This window comes from Tolumonas osonensis, assembly GCF_014202415.1.
GTDB classification, from domain to species: Bacteria; Pseudomonadota; Gammaproteobacteria; order Enterobacterales; family Aeromonadaceae; genus Tolumonas; species Tolumonas osonensis.
The window spans coordinates 111865-130139 of the sequence record NZ_JACHGR010000006.1; the positions used below are offsets into that span (position 1 = coordinate 111865).

Below are 18275 nucleotides of genomic sequence, written 5' to 3' on the forward strand. Positions count from 1 at the left end.
ATGCGTCAGCAACGTTTTGTTCTGTGGGATCTCAGTAAAAAGGATGTAACCATGCGTTTTGCATTAAGTTTACCGGTCGCAGGCCTGGTGGCGAATCTGGTGGCCTTCAGCAGCTCCGTGGCCCTGATCTTTCAGGCGGCGAACAGCATGAACGGCGCGAATATGCTGCTAACCGGCTCATGGCTGTTTGCGCTTTGTCTCGGCTCGGGGTTGAGTACCCTGATTCTCTCCTTGTGGTACCGGCAGCCGGTGCTGACTGCCTGGTCGACGCCGGGCGCGGCATTACTGATCAGCAGTCTGCAAGGGGTTACACCTTCGCTGGCGACAGGGGCGTTTCTGTTTTCGGCGCTGCTGATCATGCTGAGTGGTGTGACCGGTATCTTTGCCCGGCTGATGCATAAAATCCCGACTGCACTGGCCTCGGCGATGCTGGCGGGTGTGCTGGTCCGGTTCGGTATGAAAGTGTTTGAACAGTTACCGCTGCAGCCGTGGCTGATTACCAGCATGCTGCTGGTTTATCTGCTGGCGAAACGGCTGTATCCGCGATATGCGATCCTGCTGGTTCTGATCGCCGGTGGTGTGGTTGCCTGGCAGCAGAATTTACTGCAAAGCGATATGCCGCAGCTTACTCTGGTGGCTCCGGTCCTGACATGGCCTGTCTTCGATATGGCGACGCTGCTCGGGATAGGTTTACCGTTGTTTATCGTGACGATGGCATCACAGAATCTGCCGGGCATTGCCGTGATCCGGGCGAATGGTTATCCGGCGCCGGTTTCTGCATCACTGACAGTAACTGGTGTGATCAACCTGATTCTGGCGCCGCTGGGGTGCTTTGCGATTAATCTGGCGGCCATTACCGCGGCCATCTGTATGGGGCCGGAAGCGCATGAAGATCCGGCGCAGCGGTATAAATCGGCCGTGTTTGCCGGGATTTTTTATCTGATCGCCGGGATATTCGGCGCCAGTATTGTCGCCTTATTCGGGATGTTGCCTGCGGCACTGATCATGGGCGTGGCGGGGATTGCTCTGTTCGGGACGATTGGTGCCAGCCTGCATGCGGCATTGCATGATGCCCATCAGCGGGAAGCGGCGTTACTGACTTTTCTGGTTACAGCCAGTGGTCTGACGTTGTGGGGGATCGGTTCTGCGTTCTGGGGGCTGGTGGCGGGAATTGTGGTGATGATGTGCTACCGCAGCCGGTAGCACATCGGAATCACTTATTTGGACAGTGATTCAGGCAGCTCTTCGCGGATTTTAGCCAGCAGTGATTTCACTACGCGCGGGTTACCGCAAACGATGTTGCCGCTGTTGTCATAGTTATGACCACCGGCAAAATCCGTCACGATGGCACCGGCTTCACGGGCGATCAGTTCGCCAGCAGCCAGATCCCATGGTTTCAGACCGATTTCCCAGTAACCGTCCATACGGCCTGCGGCCACGTAGGCCAGATCCAGACTGGCAGTACCAGCACGACGGATATCAGCGCATTCCTGGAAAATGTTATTGAACATGGTCAGGAAAGACTGGTAGTGGTGACGGTGACGATGCGGGAACGCAGTCGCCAGTACACAGCCACCCAAATCTTTGGCATTGCCACAACGGATACGGTAGCCGTTCAGCTGAGCACCGGCACCGCGGGAAGCAGTGAACAGTTCATCACGGATTGGATCATAAACCACGCCGACTTCGGTGCGACCTTTGATGCGCAGCGCGATAGAAATAGCGAAGTGAGGAATGCCTTTTACGAAGTTGGTGGTGCCATCCAGTGGGTCGATGATCCATTGGTAGTCGGCATCTTTACCGCTGGTCAGACCGCTTTCCTCAGCCACAATGCTGTGGTCAGGATAGGATTTTTTGATGGTCTGAATGATCACGTTTTCCGCTTCACGATCAACGTTGGTAACAAAATCGTTCATCGCCTTTTGCATGGTTTCAACTTTGCTTGGATCAGCAAAATTCTTGACAATAACCTGACCTGCACTACGGGCTGCGCGAACAGCAATATTCAGCATGGGATGCATAATGGATTCACCACTGGATGTTAAAGAACGGGGGTTTAGAAAACGGCGCGATTATAGGGCGAGGGGAGTAAACAGGCAACGTTCTTTTAGAGGAAAATGCAATACCAGAAGGGCGCAGCGGCATCCGTGCCACTGAATTCAGCTATTAATTAGCTGGATCACAACAGATTTTCGGTAACCGCTTTGTAGAAGTCGGTATAGCCGCCAACATGTTTTTTACCGACAAAGATTTGTGGCACGGTACGAACCGGCTGGCCTACTTTTTTCTGCAGATCGGCAACGGTCATCCCGGTGGCAAACAGATCAATGTAGGTAAAGGCGAAGTCTTTCTCCTCGCACAGCTTCACCGCCATTTCACAGTAAGGGCAATCAGGTTTGCCATAAATGGTGACGAGTTCCATTTAATCTCCTTTTTCGTAAAGTGATATAAATTTGTTTAACAATTCCAGTTCTGATTCCGGATGGGCCGGATCACTGATAATGCAGTTGATCGGACACACCCGCACACAGGTGGGCTCCTCATAGAAGCCCACACATTCGGTACAGCGATCAGGCATGATTTCATACACCTTGTCGCCCATATAAATGGCCTGATTCGGACATTCTGGCTCGCACATATCACAATTGGTACAAGCCTCAGTAATCAACAGCGCCATTATTAAACCGCCGCGTGTGGCTGACGGGTGGTTTCGGTCTCGTTCAGGTTACGCAGCAAAATGGCGTAGTTCAGATCGATGTTATCCGGTACCGGAATTTCGACAATATGGCCATCACCCGGCGCAACTTCGATCTGCTCACCTTTCTTGTTTTCCATGTGGGCAAGCTGGAAGCTTAAATTGCCCTGTGGCGTCATCAGTTCCAGATTGTTACCCACCAGGAACTTGTTTTTCACGGCGATTTTCGCCATACCGTTGGCGGTGCGTTCCAGCACTTCACCGACAAATTGCTGGCTATCGGAAACGGAATAGCCATAGTCGTAATTCTGATAATCAGAATGCACATGACGACGCAGGAAACCTTCGGTGTAACCGCGGTGCGCCAGGTTTTCCAGTGTCTTCATCAGATCCGGATTAAACGGTTTACCGGCGACGGCATCATCAATGGCCTGACGGTATACCTGTGCAGTACGTGCACAGTAGTAAAAAGATTTCGTCCGGCCTTCAATTTTCAGCGAATGCACGCCCAGCTTAGTCAGACGCTCGACGTGCTGGATCGCGCGCAGGTCACGGGAGTTCATGATATAGGTGCCGTGTTCATCCTCGAACGCGGTCATGAATTCACCCGGACGGTTTTTCTCTTCCAGCAGCACGACGGCATCGCTAGGCGCACCGATACCTAAGGTTGGCTCAACTTTGACCGGGATAGGCTCTTGCTTGTGCACGATCTGACCAACATCGTCCTGCTTGCCTTCATGCACGTTGTATTCCCAGCGGCAGGCGTTGGTGCAGGTACCCTGGTTCGGGTCACGCTTGTTCAGATAGCCGGACAGCAGGCAACGACCGGAATAGGCCATGCACAGTGCGCCATGCACAAAGACTTCCAATTCGATATCCGGGCATTGCTGGCGGATTTCTTCGATTTCTTCGATAGACAGTTCACGCGACAGAATGACGCGTTCCAGCCCCATCTTTTCCCAGAATTTTACGGTTGCCCAGTTAACGGCGTTGGCCTGTACAGACAGATGCACCGGCATTTCCGGGAAGTGCTCGCGCACCATCATGATCAGGCCCGGATCAGACATGATTAAGGCATCCGGTCCCATATCCACGACCGGTTTCATGTCGCGAACGAAGGTTTTCAGTTTGGAGTTATGCGGCTGGATATTGGCAACAACATACAGTTTTTTGCCCAGGGCATGCGCTTCGTTGATACCGAGTTGCAGGTTGGCATGATCGAATTCGTTGTTGCGCACCCGCAGACTATAGCGTGGCTGGCCGGCATAAACTGCATCGGCACCGTAGGCATAAGCGTAACGCATGTTCTTCAGCGTTCCCGCCGGAGACAGTAATTCTGGTTTAAACATTTTATTCTCTCTTGGTCTGATCACAGGTCAGTAAGATGCCACCTGATGGCATCGGGCGCGCGATTGTACTCTGGAAAGGGGTATTAAAGATATATCTGTGAAAACAGCGGGATGAAATTCTCATTCCCGCTGTTTTGGCATTGCTTTTAACTGGTTTGGATCGGAATGGATGCGGTTATTCCGCTTTTTCTCCGCCCAACGCTTTGATCAGTTCCGGGACGAATTTGGCGAGTTCACCGGTCATCAGTGCGAAGTCGGCATCCATGCGGGCAACATGATCTTCCGAGACCACATCATCGTTCTGTTCGCGCAGTTCTTCACTGAATTTCAGCCGTTTGATGGATAAATCATCCGCCAGAACGAAGCTGACGGTATCAGACCAGTTCAGTGCCAGTTTGGTCACCATTTTATCGGCCAGCAGATGACCTTTGATCTCTTCAGATACCAGATCCTGCTCTTTACAACGGATGATGCCACCGTGTTCCAGCGCAGAGCGCAATTCCGCTTCGTCTTCCAGCACAAAACCACCCGGTGCAGTACCTTCATTCAGCCACTCGGTCATGGTGATTTCCGGCGGATTCAGCAGGGCAAACGGCACGACCGGCAGGCTACCGGTACATTTACGCAGCAGTGACAGCACGTCATCGGCTTTTTTGGCCGAACCGGCGTCCACAACCAGATAGTTTTCTGCCGGATTGATCCACAGGAAGGTCTGGCTGGAGCGGGTAAAGGCGCGGGGCAGCAGGCTATGCAGGATCTCTTCCTTCAGTGCCTCTTTCTCTTTCTTCTTCAGCGCGCGACCTTGCGCGGCTTCCATTTCATCGATTTTTTCCTGCAGCGTGTCCTTGATGACGGATGCCGGCAGCATTTTTTCTTCTTTTCTGGCGCACAACAACAGTTGTCCCTGCGCTTCATGCACCAGCACTTCTGCATGTCTGCCCAGCGGAGAAACCCAACCGAATTTGCTCATGTCCTGATTGCCGCAGGGAGAAAACAGATGGCTCTGCAGCATTTTTTCCAGGCTGTCAGCATCATGTTCAAACGGACGGGTAAAGCGATACAGTTGCAGGTTTTTAAACCACATGGCGACCTCTGTCATGTTCCAAAGAAAACGCATTCTAGCAGCATTGTGATCTCTTCTGCATTCCCCGGAGAAAAAACGGAGCTGTTTCACAACCTGATAACCCCCCATCAACCTCTTCCGATGAGCTGGATAAACTAAGGTTAGGTTTAATCTGGAGTAAGCTATGGTGATTCGACGCAGCGAACCACAAGATATGCCACAACTGACCGCAATCTGGTTGCAGGCTTCTCTGCATGCCGACGAATTTCTGCCTGCGGCGACCTGGTGGCACAGACAGGAGTCGATGCGTAAGCAACTGGAATGTGGCACGGAAGTCTGGGTCGCCGATGATGAAAATCATGTCGTCGGCTTTGTGGCATTAAATGCAAATGAACTGCTGGAACTCTATGTAGAACCGGCAAATTACAATCAGCATTTGGCCGAAGAACTACTGAACTTCGCTAAACAGCATCATCCGGTGTTATATCACCGGGCCTGTGCGGAACATGCTGACGAAATCGAGTTTTATCAGAAACAGGGATTCAGGATAAAAGAAGCGCATAAACATCCGGTCTGGCAACTGGAAGAGTACTGGATGGAATGTCGTAGCGCTTGAAAATAAACGTCTCAGCCATCATGTTACGGGTAATCACTTCCTGATCTGTTGTTGAGCATCGTGAAATTACTGCATACCGCCGACTGGCATCTGGGTCATCGTCTGCATGGTCATGAACGCTATTTTGAACACCGTTCGTTCCTTGACTGGCTGCTGCATGAGATTTCTGAACGGGATATCGATGGGCTGCTGGTAGCCGGTGATATCTTTGATACCGCGAATCCTTCCGCGACCAGCTGGCAGCTCTTTTATCAGTTTCTGGCAACATTGCGCCAGCAGCGACCTCATCTGAATGTCATTATCATCGCCGGTAATCACGATTCACCTTCCAAGCTGGATGCCCCGCATGAGTTGCTCCGCTCGTTTGATCTGCATCTGATCGGAGCCATTGAACGTGATGCCGACGGCAAGCTGAACAGCGAAAAACTGGTGATTCCGCTGAAAGATCGAACCGGTGCGATCCGGGCCTGGTGTGCGGCGGTGCCGTTTCTGCGCAGTGCGGATTTGCGGCTAAGTGAGGAACTGCAAAATAGCGACGAAGACCGGCTGGTTGCCGGTGTAGCCGAGGTCTATCAGCAGGTTTTTGCCTGTATCAATGCGCAGCGCACCGCCGGACAGCCTGTACTGGCGATGGGACACGCTTATCTGCAACGTGGCGAACTCTCCGAATTATCCGAGCGTAAGGTTCTTGGCGGCAATCAGCATGCCTTACCGTTATCGGTATTCAATGGCGCGGATTATGTGGCGCTGGGGCATCTGCATCTGGCGCAGTCACTCAGTGAACAGGTGCACTACGCCGGCTCGCCGTTACCCTTATCCCTGGCGGAGCAGCATTATCCGCATCAGCTGATTGAACTGACGGTGACGGATAATCAGATCTCGGTCAGCGATAAAATCCGGATTCCAACCGTCGTTGATATTCTGCGTATTCCGGCCACGCCCGCGCCACTGGATGACGTGCTGGCGGAGCTGAATGCGCTGTCACTGAATGAATTACCCCATAATCAGCAGCCGTTTCTGGAAGTCCGGGTCAGACTGGAAAAACCGGAGGCCCGGTTGCGGGAGCGGATCCTGGCCGTATTGGCAGACAAACCGGTGCGTCTGGCCCGGATCCATATCGAATACAGCGGCCACGGCCTGGGCATGGCCGATCAGATGACCAGCGTACCGCTTGACTCGCTATCAGCGAAAGAAGTCTTTGCGCTTTGTTACCAGCGGCAGTATGCCTCATCGCCGGATGAGGATCTGCTCGGCTGCTTTGAGGAATTGGAAACCGCGCTGGAGAATGTCGCATCATGAAAATTTTAGCGGTTCGCGGAGAGAACCTGGCCAGCCTGACACATCCGTTCAGTATTGATTTTACCCATGGCCGGCTGGGTGACAGCGGTCTGTTTGCCATTACCGGCAATACCGGTGCCGGTAAAAGCACGATTCTCGATGCAATCTGTCTGGCCTTATACGATCAAATCGCGCGCTTTCCTGCCAATAAAAAGAATATGGCGGAAATTGGCCGGGCGGATGATCCGGACCGGCTGAAAGCCAATGATGTACGGCTGATCCTGAGCCGTGGTGCGGTGTCTGGTTATGCCGAAGTGGATTTTACCGGCCGTGATGGTCAGTCATATTGTGCCCGCTGGTCGGTGCGCCGGGCCCGGAACCGCCCGGACGGTAAATGTCAGAAACAGGAACGCTCGCTGCGGCAACTGACGGAAGGGGGGGTTACTTATGCCGGTGGTCAGCGCGATGTGCAAAGCCAAATTGATGAAAAAATTGGTCTGAGCTGGGAGCAGTTCCGCCGCGCGGTGATCCTGCCGCAGGGCGATTTTGCCGCGTTTCTGAAAGCCGGCATGGATGAGCGTTCCGCATTACTGGAGCGCATGACCGGGACCGAGCATTACTCGGCGCTTTCGGTCGCAGCCTATGAACGGGCAAAGGCAGAACGGCAGAAACTGACAGCGCTGGAAGAGAAGCTCGGCGATCAGCCCCAGTTCAGTCCGGAAGAACGTGAAAATCTGCAATCCCGACTGCAGACGGTGTCGTTGCAGCAAAAACAAACTGCGCAACAGCTGACCCTGTTACAGGAATGGCAGGATATGCAGCAGCGGTTGCAGGAATTACAGCTGGCAACTGATGAATCCCGTAAGGAGCTGCAGACCGTCACCGAAGAGTGGCATACACAGGAGCCGGCCCGGCAGCGTCTGATTTCGCTGGAACGGGTTCAGGTCGCGCGGCCTGCTCACGAACAGTCTGATCGGACGTTGCTGGAATTGCAGCGGGTCACTGAAACATTGCAGCAATCCCAGTTGCAGTTGTGCCGGCATCAGGAACAGGAACAACCGCTGCAACTGCAGGTTCAGCAGGCATTACAGCAACGGGAGGGCGATGAAGCCAGCTTTGCCGTGTTACAGCGGGAAATCCGTCAGGCCAGAGAACTGGATAACTCGCTGAAAGAGCGCCGGCAGCAGATGCAGCTCGCCACAGAACAGTTGCTGGTGTTGCAGACAGAAACGACACAGCAGCATCACATCCGGCAACAACAGCACCATACTCTGGATCAACTGCAGCAACAGCGTGACGGATTACAGCGATGGCTGGAAGACAATCATCACTGGCAGCGACAGGCACAGCAACAGCAACCGCTGCTCAAGGCCATGCAGGATTATCTCGGCGAGAAACAACGCTGGCAGCAGCAACATCAGCAGATCTCCGCAGATCAGCAGCAACTGAAAGAGCTGGAGCAGGCCCGGGTTGCATTACAGCATCATTTCCAGCATCAGCAGGATGCGCTGCAGAATATTAAGTTGCGTCTGCAGCAGGAAGGTGAGGTTCAGGAATGGCAGGCGTTACAGCAACTGCATAACCGTTGGCTGGAAGTGCAGGGGATAGCGGAGCGCTGTTATCACCTGAAAGGGGTGGCAGAGCAGGCTGTTCAGGGATACCGGCAACGAAGCGGGCTATTGCAGCGTCAGCAACAGTGCAGACAAAGCCTGCAGCACATCGCGGATCGCCGGCAAGCATTGCAGCCGGAGCTTGAGGCGCTGCAGCAACAGTGGCAGGACGTTAATCAGACGCTGAAGGAAACCCGCCTACGCAGTCGGCTGCAGGATTTCCGGGCCTATCTTGTAGAAAACGAGCCCTGTCCGTTATGTGGCTCGACCCATCATCCGCACCGGATTGAGACGGTTTCCGACAGTCTGCTGCTGCAACTGGAACGGCAGCAGCTTTTCCTGCAGCAACAGACAGACCGGATACAGATAGAAAGTGCGCAGTTACAGGAAGCGGAATCGCAGACGATCCGGGCCGAAAAAGAGCTGGTTCAGCAGTTGACTCATCTGGATGAGGCCTTGCATGTGCTGGAGCTCCAATGGCAGAACCTGCGTCAGGATTATATCGCGTTGCTTCCGGCCTGGCCCGGCGATGAATCGCAGTGGTTGCCGCTGGTCACCACGCTGGCACAGGTACAACATCAGCACACATTACAGGCCGGTGAATTGCATCAGCAGTATGAGCGCGGCCGCAGCCAGTTTGAGCGTCAGCAACAATTACTGAACCGGCAGAAGGAACTGACGCAGCAGGCGCAGGATTACGAACGTGAACTGATGACATTACGCAGTCGCGCCGACAAGCTGCAAAGTGCCTGTGACTTGCTGCAACAACAGCAATCCGCCTTGCAACTGCGTCTGCAGCAGACTGAACTCGCGCTGGATGAGCAGCTATCACCACTGGAATGGCGTGATTATCTGACGATACAGCAGGGGCCTGTATGGCTGACAAGCTGGCAAAAATGTTGCCAGGAATATCTGCGTGCAGAACAACGCTGGATGGAAACCGAACAGCAGTATCAGCAGTTACAGGCCGAGATGTCGGCACAGACCAGCCGGTTGCAGATTTTGCAGGAACAGCTGGATTTGCGGCAACAGGAACAGGCCCGAATCCACTCGGATTACCAGCAACTGTTACAGCAACGCCAGGCATGTCTGGAGGGTCAACCGGCAGAACCGCTGGAAGAACAATGGGCGCTGCGTTTACAGCAGAACCGGCAAACGGTGGAACTGCAGCAGCAGAAGTTGCAACGCTGGCAGGAACAGCGTATTGCATTGCAGTCACAGGTCACCAGCCAGCAACATCATCTGGAACAGTTGCAGGCCCAGCAACGAACGCTGCTGCACAGCACCATGCAGCATCAGCAGAAACTGGGTATGAGTGAATATGACATTCGGCAGTTATTGCTGGTGCCGATAGAACAGGTCCGGTTGCAGCGGGAACAACTGGCCTTGCTGGATGACCAGCTGACACAGGTAAGAACCCGCCTGCAGGAGAGAGAACAACAGGCAGAATTGCAACGCAGACGTTGCGAAATGTTGCAGGAGGCTCAACCGCAATGGAAAGGTCTGGAGTCCGGTCTGCTAACTGCTTTGCAGCAGGAACTGAAATTACAGTTACAGGAACTGGATCAGCAACTGTTTGAGGTGAAGCGTCTGCTATTACAGGCGGAAGAAGCGGCAGTCACCCTGGCCGACCTACAACAGGCTTATCAGGCACAGCAAAAAATCAGTGATCGCTGGCAGCAACTCAGTGATCTGATTGGTTCTGCTAACGGTGCGAAATTTCGGACCTTCGCACAGAGCCTGACGCTGGAGCAGCTACTGGGGCTGGCAAACCGTCATCTGGAAGAACTGGCGCCGCGTTATCAGCTACAGCGGGTGCCCGGTACCGATCTGGCCCTGCAGGTCATTGACCGGGATATGGGCGATGATATCCGTGCCGTCGAATCGTTATCCGGTGGTGAAAGCTTTCTGGTGTCATTGGCTTTGGCACTGGGTTTGTCATCATTGTCATCACACGATACCCGTATTGAGTCACTCTTCATTGACGAAGGTTTTGGCACACTGGATCCGGAAAGTCTGGACACAGCGATCGCCAGTCTGGATGCGCTGCAGGCGGCGGGGCGTCAGGTCGGTGTGATTTCGCATGTGCAGACGCTGGTGGAGCGGATTGGTGTCCAAATCAAAGTACAAAGTCTGGGCGGTGGTGAAAGCAGAATTATATTGCCTTGATATGACAGGCCGTTTGCCTATCATAAAACTGTCACAAAACCTTCTGATAATGACATAATATTTGTCATAAAAGGGTTTGTAATATGTCAATGCGTGTATTGGTGGTTGAGGATGAAGCACCCATCCGCGAGATGTTGTGCTTCATGCTTGAACAAAAAGGATTTCATCCGGTTGAGGCTGCCGACTTTTCGGAAGCGGTCGCACTGGTAAGAGAACCCTATCCTGATCTGATTCTGCTGGACTGGATGATTCCGGGCGGAAGCGGTATTCAGTTTATCAAACTGATGAAACAGGAAGAGCTGACACGGAATATCCCGGTTGTCATGCTGACTGCCCGCGGGGAAGAGGAGGACAAAGTCCGGGGGCTGGAAGTCGGTGCAGACGACTACATCACCAAACCCTTTTCACCGAAAGAACTGACGGCACGTATCAAGGCGGTTATGCGTCGCGTCGTGCCGACAGCCACAGAAGAAATCATTGATGTTCAGGGACTGCGTCTTGATCCGGTGTCACATCGGGTAACTGCGAATGATATACCGCTGGAGATGGGGCCGACAGAATTTCGTCTGTTACACTTTTTTATGACACATCCTGAACGAGTATATAGCCGCGAGCAGTTACTGAACAACGTATGGGGTACCAACGTTTACGTGGAAGATCGTACGGTTGATGTGCATATTCGCCGTTTACGTAAAGCAATGGCTGTTACCGGTCATGACGTGTTAATTCAGACGGTACGTGGATCCGGTTATCGTTTTTCCTCCCGAATTTAAGGGATCTTATGCAACGACCTGATTACTGGGCATCAATCATCAAAAAAGTGGTTGTGTTATACACACCTTTTTTGGTGGTTGGCGCATTACTTGGTTACTGGCAGGAAGCCCTGATCATTGCCTGTATCTATCATATATTCTGGTTTTACCGTTATCAGAAACGGCTGCAGGACTGGTTGTGGAACGATCGCAGCCTGATTCCGCCACAGGGTCCGGGAACCTGGGAACTGATTTTCAATGGTATCTACCGGTTACAGCAACGCCACCGGGCCCGCCGGCGTGAATTGGCTGCGGTGATTCGCCGTTTCCGGGAAGGGGCTGAAGCACTGCCGGATGCAGCGGTTGTTTGTCGTAATGATGGGTCTATCATCTGGTGTAACCGTCTGGCTTCGCAATGTCTGGGTTTTCGCTGGCCGGAAGATTCCGGGCAAAATATCAGTAACCTGATCCGTACGCCGGCTTTTGTCAGTTTTCTGCAATTGCGCGAGTTTACGGAACCGCTGGTGATGCCATCGCCGGTAAATGATGACAAAATCCTGGAAGCCCGGGTGATGCCGTATGCGGAAGATCAATTCATGCTGGTAGTGCGCGATGTTACTCATATCAAGAGTATCGAAAATATGCGCAAAAACTTTGTCGCCAACGTTTCGCATGAATTACGCACACCGCTAACCGTATTGAAAGGTTATCTGGAAATGCTGGAGGATGAACTGCCGCCGCCCGTCCGCTGGAAAAAAATGCAGCAGGTGATGCTGGAGCAGACCATGCGGATGGATAATCTGGTCGACCAGTTACTGACGCTTTCCCGTATTGAAGTGGCTACCGATATCGATCGGACCCGGATTGTCGATGTACCGAAAATGCTGCTTATGCTGCAACATGAGGCGAAAGCGCTTAGTGGCTCAATGCGGCATGACATCATTTTTCAGACTGATCCCGACCTCAAGATTTACGGCGATGAGGATCAACTGCGCAGTGCCATGACCAATCTGGTCAACAACGCAATCAAGTACACACCGGCTGGCCGCAAAATTACTGTCGAATGGTATCGTGATGGTGCTCAGGCCCGGTTTGCGGTAACCGACGAAGGTGAGGGAATTGCGCTGGAACATCTGGGACGGCTGACTGATCGCTTCTATCGTGTGGATAAAGCCCGCTCGCGGCAAACTGGCGGCTCTGGCCTGGGGCTGGCTATCGTCAAGCATGCATTGAGTCATCATGACTCTTTGCTGAATATCGAGAGCACCGCAGGAAAAGGCAGCTGTTTCAGCTTCCGTATTCCGGAAAGTCTGGTTGTCAAAGGCTGACCCCGTGGTCAGCCTTTTTCATAAACTTATTTTGCTGTCATACAACTGTCATCTATCTTTATTAAATTGATCACATTGGTCGTGGATACTTGTCTGCGTCAACTTAGAGAACATTCTCAACTGGAGAAAGTGATGAAACTGAATAAAGTAGTTAGCGTTGTTGGTTTTGCTGCGGCCACCTTCATGGCAACGCAAAGCTGGGCTTCCGGTGTAGATCAAGCGTTGCCTGAATACCAGAAGGTCAGCGGTGTTTCCGGTAACCTGTCTTCTGTTGGTTCAGACACACTGGCTAACATGATGACCCTGTGGGCGGAAGAGTTCAAACGTGTTTATCCGAACGTTAACATCCAGATCCAGGCGGCCGGTTCCTCTACTGCACCACCAGCGCTGACCGAAGGTACTTCTCAGTTTGGTCCGATGAGCCGTAAAATGAAAGATGGCGAAATCGAAGCCTTCGAAAAACGTTACGGTTACAAACCAACAGCAGTACCAGTAGCGATCGATGCGCTGGCTGTATTCGCGCACAAAGACAACCCAATCAAAGGGATGACCATGCTGCAGCTGGATGAGACTTTCTCTTCTACGCTGAAATGTGGCGGTACACAGACTACTACCAAATGGGGTGATCTGGGTCTGACCGGTGAGTGGGCTGCGAAAGATATTCAGCTGTTCGGCCGTAACTCAGTATCCGGTACTTACGGTTACTTCAAAGAGCATGCGCTGTGTAAAGGTGACTTCAAGAACACCGTTAACGAACAGCCAGGTTCTGCTTCTGTAGTTCAGTCTGTTGCTGCTTCTCTGAACGGTCTGGGTTACTCAGGTATCGGTTACAAGACTTCTGGCGTGAAAGCCATTCCGTTGTCAAAAGACGGTGGTAAAACTTTCGTTGAAGCAACCGAAGATAACGCGATCAACGGCACTTACCCGCTGTCTCGTTACCTGTTCGTTTACGTGAACAAGGCACCGAACAAACCACTGGATCCGATGCAGATCGAATTCCTGAAGATGATTCTGTCCAAATCAGGTCAGACGATCGTAGAAAAAGACGGTTACGTTCCGCTGCCAGCTAAAGTTGTTGAAAAACAACTGGAAGTCCTGACCAAGTAATCATCTTGTCAGATATAGACGGAGCTCTCTGAGCTCCGTTTTGTTTTCTGCATTTCAAACTTGTTTCCTTTCTCTGATTTTTCTCTCCTCTCGGGCATAATAGGCTCCCTCAACGAGGATGGACAATGTCACAAACAGAACACGATATTTACTGGATGCAATACGCCATGCAACTGGCTTGCCGTGCCGAAGAGGCGGGCGAGGTACCGGTTGGCGCCGTATTAGTGCTGAATAATGAAGTCATCGGAGAAGGCTGGAATCTTTCTATCTGCCAGCATGATCCCTGTGCGCATGCCGAGATCATGGCCATTCGTCAGGCCGGCAGAAAGATAGGCAATTATCGTCTGCTGGGGGCAACACTCTATGTCACGCTGGAGCCTTGTGTCATGTGTGCCGGTGCGATGATCCACAGCCGGATTGAACGGCTGGTTTATGGCGCCAGTGATCTGAAGACCGGTGCGGCCGGTTCGGTGTTTGATGTGCTGAGTGATCCCCGGCATAACCACGTTGTCAGTGTCACCGGTGGGGTAGAGGCCGAAGCCTGCAGCCGGCAACTGAGTGATTTTTTCCGTCGTCGCCGGGCAGAAAAGAAAGCCGCCAAACTGCAGCCGAAGGTGTGATTGGCGGAGGTGGTTTTAATCCACCACTTCCAGTTGCAGCTCCCACAACATCGCTTTCAGGTATTTCTGTTCGCGCTCGAGATTCTGCATCAGCAGTTTATTACTCTCTGTCCAGTTGCGGGGCAGGATCAGCGTCATGATATCGTCGGATACGCGGATAGCAATGTGCGGCAGAATGTTATCCATACGGCGGTGGTGCAATGCGACTGCGATACGTAATAAACGAATCGTGCGCCAGACCGCCTGATCTTCATAGTTGGGGATCGGAGTGAATTCATAAGCCTTAATGGCTTTCCGGTGAAAACGTACCAGCGCCGCCAATGCCTGTTGTTCTTCCTGGTTAAATCCGGGCAGATCAGAGTTCTGCAAAATGTAGGAAGAGTGGCGCTGAATAGCAGAAAAGTTGATAACCAGCCCGACCTCATGCAGTGCACCGGCCCAGCTCAGCAGCGGTCGCATCTGATCCGGTGGCAGTTGCCAGCTGGTTGCCACAGAGTCAAACAAGGAAAGGGCGGTATTTTTAACCCGGTTGGCCTGCAGTGTATCCAGATGATACATATCGGCCAGCCCTTTCGCGGTCTGTTCACGAATATCATGTTGTTCCTGACGCGAGGCAAATTCATAAAGGATCCCTTCACGTAACGCACCGTCAGAATATTCCATGTGTTCGATTCCCAGTCCCTGAAATAATGCAATCATAATAGCCACGCCGGCAGCGATCACGGGGCGTCGGTCGTCTGTCAGGCCAGGTAAATCCAGCTCTGCGATGTATTTTTGCTGGATCATCTGCTGTTTCAGATGTTCCAGACCCGCCAGCGTAATCAGACCATCCCCGCCGGCAGCCAGCAGCAGTTCCTTCACGGTTTTAATCGTGCCGGAGCTGCCTAGACATTGATGCCAGCTCAGCGAGGTAAATTGGGTGAGAATAGGTTCAAGCTGGTGCAGCGCTTCAAGAATGGCGGCATTGAAGTTTTTCTCCGAGGACTTGCCGTTGCTGAAAAACTCCTTGCTGAACGTGACACAGCCCATTTTCCGGCTGGTCAGCGCCATCGGCAGGTATTTTTCACCGATGATTACCTCGGTGCTGCCGCCACCAATATCAATCACCAGCATCCGGCCCTGCGTATGCTGAGTATGAGACACTCCCTGATAAATCAGGCGCGCCTCTTCCAGACCAGAAATGATTTCTATCGGATGACCGAGCAGTTGCTTCGCCCGCTCAACGAACTGCTGCGCGTTACGGGCAACGCGCAGGGTATAAGTGCCGGTGATACGGATATCATCCGGATGAATACTCTGCATTCTTTCGGCAAACAGCGCGAGACAATCCAGCCCGCGCTTCATGGCTTCTTCCGACAGATTCTTGAAATCGTCCATGCCTTCGGCCAGACGAACCCGTTCCTTTAACCGATCAACCACCTGCAAACGACCGTCAACTACCCGGGCAACCATCATATGGAAACTATTGGAACCCAGATCGATCGCAGCAAGCATGTTATTCGGCATAAGTCGGTAGCTCCAGTCGTTGCAGATATTCGTAAATAGATACTTGTGAACGGATTTTACGACGATTTCCACGCGGAACATAGTTGTTGCGTTGATCCGCATCAATTACACGCGCTTTCGTGGTATCGCTGAACTGAATTTCCAGCAGGTCTATGATCCGCTGTTTCAGCCGTTCATCATATATCGGTGTGCCGACTTCCACCCGGTGATCCAGGTTCCGGGTCATCCAGTCGGCAGAAGAGATAAAGACTTTCGGGTTACCATTATTATGGAACACCATAACACGGGGATGCTCCAGAAAACGGTCAACGATACTGATAATCCGGATATTATCACTGATGTCTTTAATGCCCGGCACCAGGGAGCACATACCGCGCACAATCATACGGATGGTGACACCGGCCTGGCTGGCGGCATACAGTCGCTGCACGATACCCTGATCGACCAGGTTATTGACCTTGATAATGATCTCGGCCGGTAAACCTGCTTTGGCATTGGTCAGCTCATTATCAATCAGGCGGTAAATACTGCGACGGGAATTGATCGGTGATACCAGCAGATGATTGAACTTGATGCGGCGGTAAGGATGTTCGATAAATTCGAACACGTTATCCACTTCGGCCGCGATCTCCTGATTACGGGTAAACAGCGAGAAGTCGGTATAGATCTTTGCGGTCTTCTCGTTAAAGTTACCGGTGCCGATATGCGCATAGCGAACATGTTCAGTACCTTCCCGACGGGTGATGAGACACAGCTTGGAGTGCACCTTCAGCGTATCCAGACCAAACAGCACTTTCACGCCGGCATCTTTCAGACGATTTGCCCATTTGATATTGGCGGCCTCATCAAACCGGGCCTGCAGTTCAACGACCACTGTCACCCGTTTGCCGTTGTTCGCCGCATCGATCAGGGAATCGATCACCCGTGACTGGCTGGCAACACGGTAGATGTTCATCTTGATGGAGCTGACCGCCGGATCAAACGAAGCCTGCCGCAGCATCTCGGTCATGTATTTGAACTTGTGGTATGGGTAATACAGCAGGATATCCTGCTCGGTAATCGCCTGAAAAACCGTCTGATGCCGTTCGAAGTCGTTGCAGTCGAGCGCCGGCAGCTTGTAGTTTTCCAGATACGGACGGCCGACATTCGGGAAGCCGATGAAATCCTTGAAATTGTGATAACGGCTACCGGGCATAATCGAATCGTAATGACTCATTTCCAGTTTGCTGGTCAGGAATTGCACCATTGCCTGCGGCATGTCACGGTCATAGGCAAAACGAACTGGCAGCGCCTTCAGACGTTGCTTCAGACCTTCACTGGTTTTTTCCAGCAATGTCAGATCCATTTGGGATGACAGGTCAAATTCGGCATCCCGGGTCATTTTCACGGAATAGGCGGCTATGGTGTCGTATTCAATGAAGCCGCGGAAAATATCATCCAGGCACAGACGGATCACGTTATCCAGAATGATCAACACCTTCTTGCCGCGGTTGCCATCACTGGGTACCGGAACAAAGCGGGGAACATGCTCGGTCGGCACCTCAATCAGGGCGTATTTCCCGCGTTCGCCCTCTTTTTTCATCTTAACCGCGAGATAGGTGTACTGGTCTTTCAGAAAGCTGACGGGATCACTGTCGCTGGTCAGCAATATCGGGCTGATATGACGCAATACTTTTTCTTTAAAAAAACGGCGCAGCCAGGCCTGCTGTTCCGGAGTGGTCTGTTCTTCATTGATAAGGAATATGTTGTGCCGGGCCAATGCCATCATCAGTTCATGATAGGTATTATCAAAAATTGCCCCAAGCTCCATGACGCGATCCTGAATTGTATGCAATAGCTCTTCAGCCTTGGGATCGCCGCCATGTTCTTTATGAATCAGTACTCGCCGTTTTACATCGGCGACGCGTACTTTAAAAAATTCGTCCTGGTTATTGGAGAAGATGCCGAGAAAACGAACCCGCTCGATCAGCGGGACAGACTTGTCCATTGCTTCCTGCAATACCCGACTGTTGAAAGAGAGCCAGCTTAGTTCTTTTTCAATCCACAATTTGTCACTACTCATTCCTGTCCTCACCGCTCTTTATTATTGCAGCATCGCTTTAGATCGTTAGATAACAAAGCATTGCATTCATATTATATGTCAACTATATGACAAACCGGTGTCAATCCCCGTAATAAAGCT

General features: G+C 52.2%; 15 protein-coding genes. 8 read left to right on the forward strand and 7 right to left on the reverse strand.

Annotated features, from left to right (window positions below; genetic code table 11):
- Entirely contained in the window at positions 1-1203 is a 1203-nt protein-coding gene (locus tag HNR75_RS09600; RefSeq protein ID WP_281364938.1) for a benzoate/H(+) symporter BenE family transporter, read from the forward strand.
- Positions 1204-1217: 14 nt separating this feature from the next.
- Here the strand turns inward: HNR75_RS09600 and suhB are convergent, their stop codons facing one another.
- The 5 genes from suhB to rdgC all read right to left on the reverse strand — a co-directional run bounded on the left by suhB (position 1218) and on the right by rdgC (position 5128).
- Positions 1218-2021 carry an inositol-1-monophosphatase gene (gene suhB / locus HNR75_RS09605; protein ID WP_188026760.1) on the reverse strand — a complete coding sequence of 268 codons (804 nt, stop codon included), beginning with the start codon at positions 2019-2021 and terminating at the stop codon, positions 1218-1220.
- 158 nt (positions 2022-2179) lie between these two features.
- Positions 2180-2422: a GrxA family glutaredoxin gene (locus HNR75_RS09610; RefSeq protein WP_188026761.1), complete on the reverse strand. Its 243-nt coding sequence runs from the start codon at positions 2420-2422 to the stop codon at positions 2180-2182.
- Entirely contained in the window at positions 2423-2677 is a 255-nt protein-coding gene (locus tag HNR75_RS09615) for a YfhL family 4Fe-4S dicluster ferredoxin (protein WP_015879141.1), read from the reverse strand.
- A gap of 2 nt (positions 2678-2679) precedes the next feature.
- A complete protein-coding gene (gene trhP, locus HNR75_RS09620; RefSeq protein WP_188026762.1) occupies positions 2680-4044 on the reverse strand; it encodes a prephenate-dependent tRNA uridine(34) hydroxylase TrhP in 1365 nt (454 codons plus the stop codon).
- Between the two features lie 175 nt (positions 4045-4219).
- The gene (gene rdgC / locus HNR75_RS09625) at positions 4220-5128 is read right to left on the reverse strand and encodes a recombination-associated protein RdgC (RefSeq protein ID WP_188026763.1); all 909 of its coding nucleotides are present in this window, start codon (positions 5126-5128) and stop codon (positions 4220-4222) included.
- Between the two features lie 163 nt (positions 5129-5291).
- Here rdgC and HNR75_RS09630 point away from each other — a divergent pair, with 163 nt between their 5' ends.
- The 7 genes from HNR75_RS09630 (at position 5292) to tadA (ending at position 14587) form a co-directional block, all read left to right on the forward strand.
- Positions 5292-5723 carry a GNAT family N-acetyltransferase gene (locus HNR75_RS09630; protein ID WP_188026764.1) on the forward strand — a complete coding sequence of 144 codons (432 nt, stop codon included), beginning with the start codon at positions 5292-5294 and terminating at the stop codon, positions 5721-5723.
- 60 nt (positions 5724-5783) lie between these two features.
- Positions 5784-7022 (forward strand): exonuclease SbcCD subunit D C-terminal domain-containing protein, encoded by a 1239-nt coding sequence (locus HNR75_RS09635; protein WP_188026891.1) that lies wholly within the window; start codon positions 5784-5786, stop codon positions 7020-7022.
- Positions 7019-10780 carry an AAA family ATPase gene (locus HNR75_RS09640; RefSeq protein WP_188026765.1) on the forward strand — a complete coding sequence of 1254 codons (3762 nt, stop codon included), beginning with the start codon at positions 7019-7021 and terminating at the stop codon, positions 10778-10780. The genes HNR75_RS09635 and HNR75_RS09640 overlap by 4 nt, the downstream gene beginning before the upstream one ends.
- 83 nt (positions 10781-10863) lie before the next feature.
- Positions 10864-11553 (forward strand): phosphate regulon transcriptional regulator PhoB, encoded by a 690-nt coding sequence (phoB, locus tag HNR75_RS09645; RefSeq protein WP_188026766.1) that lies wholly within the window; start codon positions 10864-10866, stop codon positions 11551-11553.
- 8 nt (positions 11554-11561) lie between these two features.
- Positions 11562-12860, forward strand: coding sequence for a phosphate regulon sensor histidine kinase PhoR (gene phoR, locus HNR75_RS09650; protein WP_188026767.1), 1299 nt, complete (start codon positions 11562-11564; stop codon positions 12858-12860).
- A 132-nt stretch (positions 12861-12992) separates the two neighbouring features.
- Positions 12993-13967, forward strand: coding sequence for a PstS family phosphate ABC transporter substrate-binding protein (locus HNR75_RS09655; RefSeq protein ID WP_188026768.1), 975 nt, complete (start codon positions 12993-12995; stop codon positions 13965-13967).
- Between the two features lie 125 nt (positions 13968-14092).
- Positions 14093-14587 carry a tRNA adenosine(34) deaminase TadA gene (gene tadA, locus HNR75_RS09660; protein ID WP_188026769.1) on the forward strand — a complete coding sequence of 165 codons (495 nt, stop codon included), beginning with the start codon at positions 14093-14095 and terminating at the stop codon, positions 14585-14587.
- Positions 14588-14602: 15 nt separating this feature from the next.
- On the opposite strand, the gene ppx is transcribed toward tadA, so the two are convergent.
- Together ppx and ppk1 are read right to left on the reverse strand one after the other, a co-directional pair.
- Positions 14603-16093, reverse strand: coding sequence for an exopolyphosphatase (gene ppx / locus HNR75_RS09665; protein ID WP_188026770.1), 1491 nt, complete (start codon positions 16091-16093; stop codon positions 14603-14605).
- Positions 16083-18155, reverse strand: coding sequence for a polyphosphate kinase 1 (gene ppk1, locus HNR75_RS09670; RefSeq protein WP_188026771.1), 2073 nt, complete (start codon positions 18153-18155; stop codon positions 16083-16085). The genes ppx and ppk1 overlap by 11 nt, the downstream gene beginning before the upstream one ends.
- Between the last annotated feature and the right edge of the window lie 120 nt (positions 18156-18275).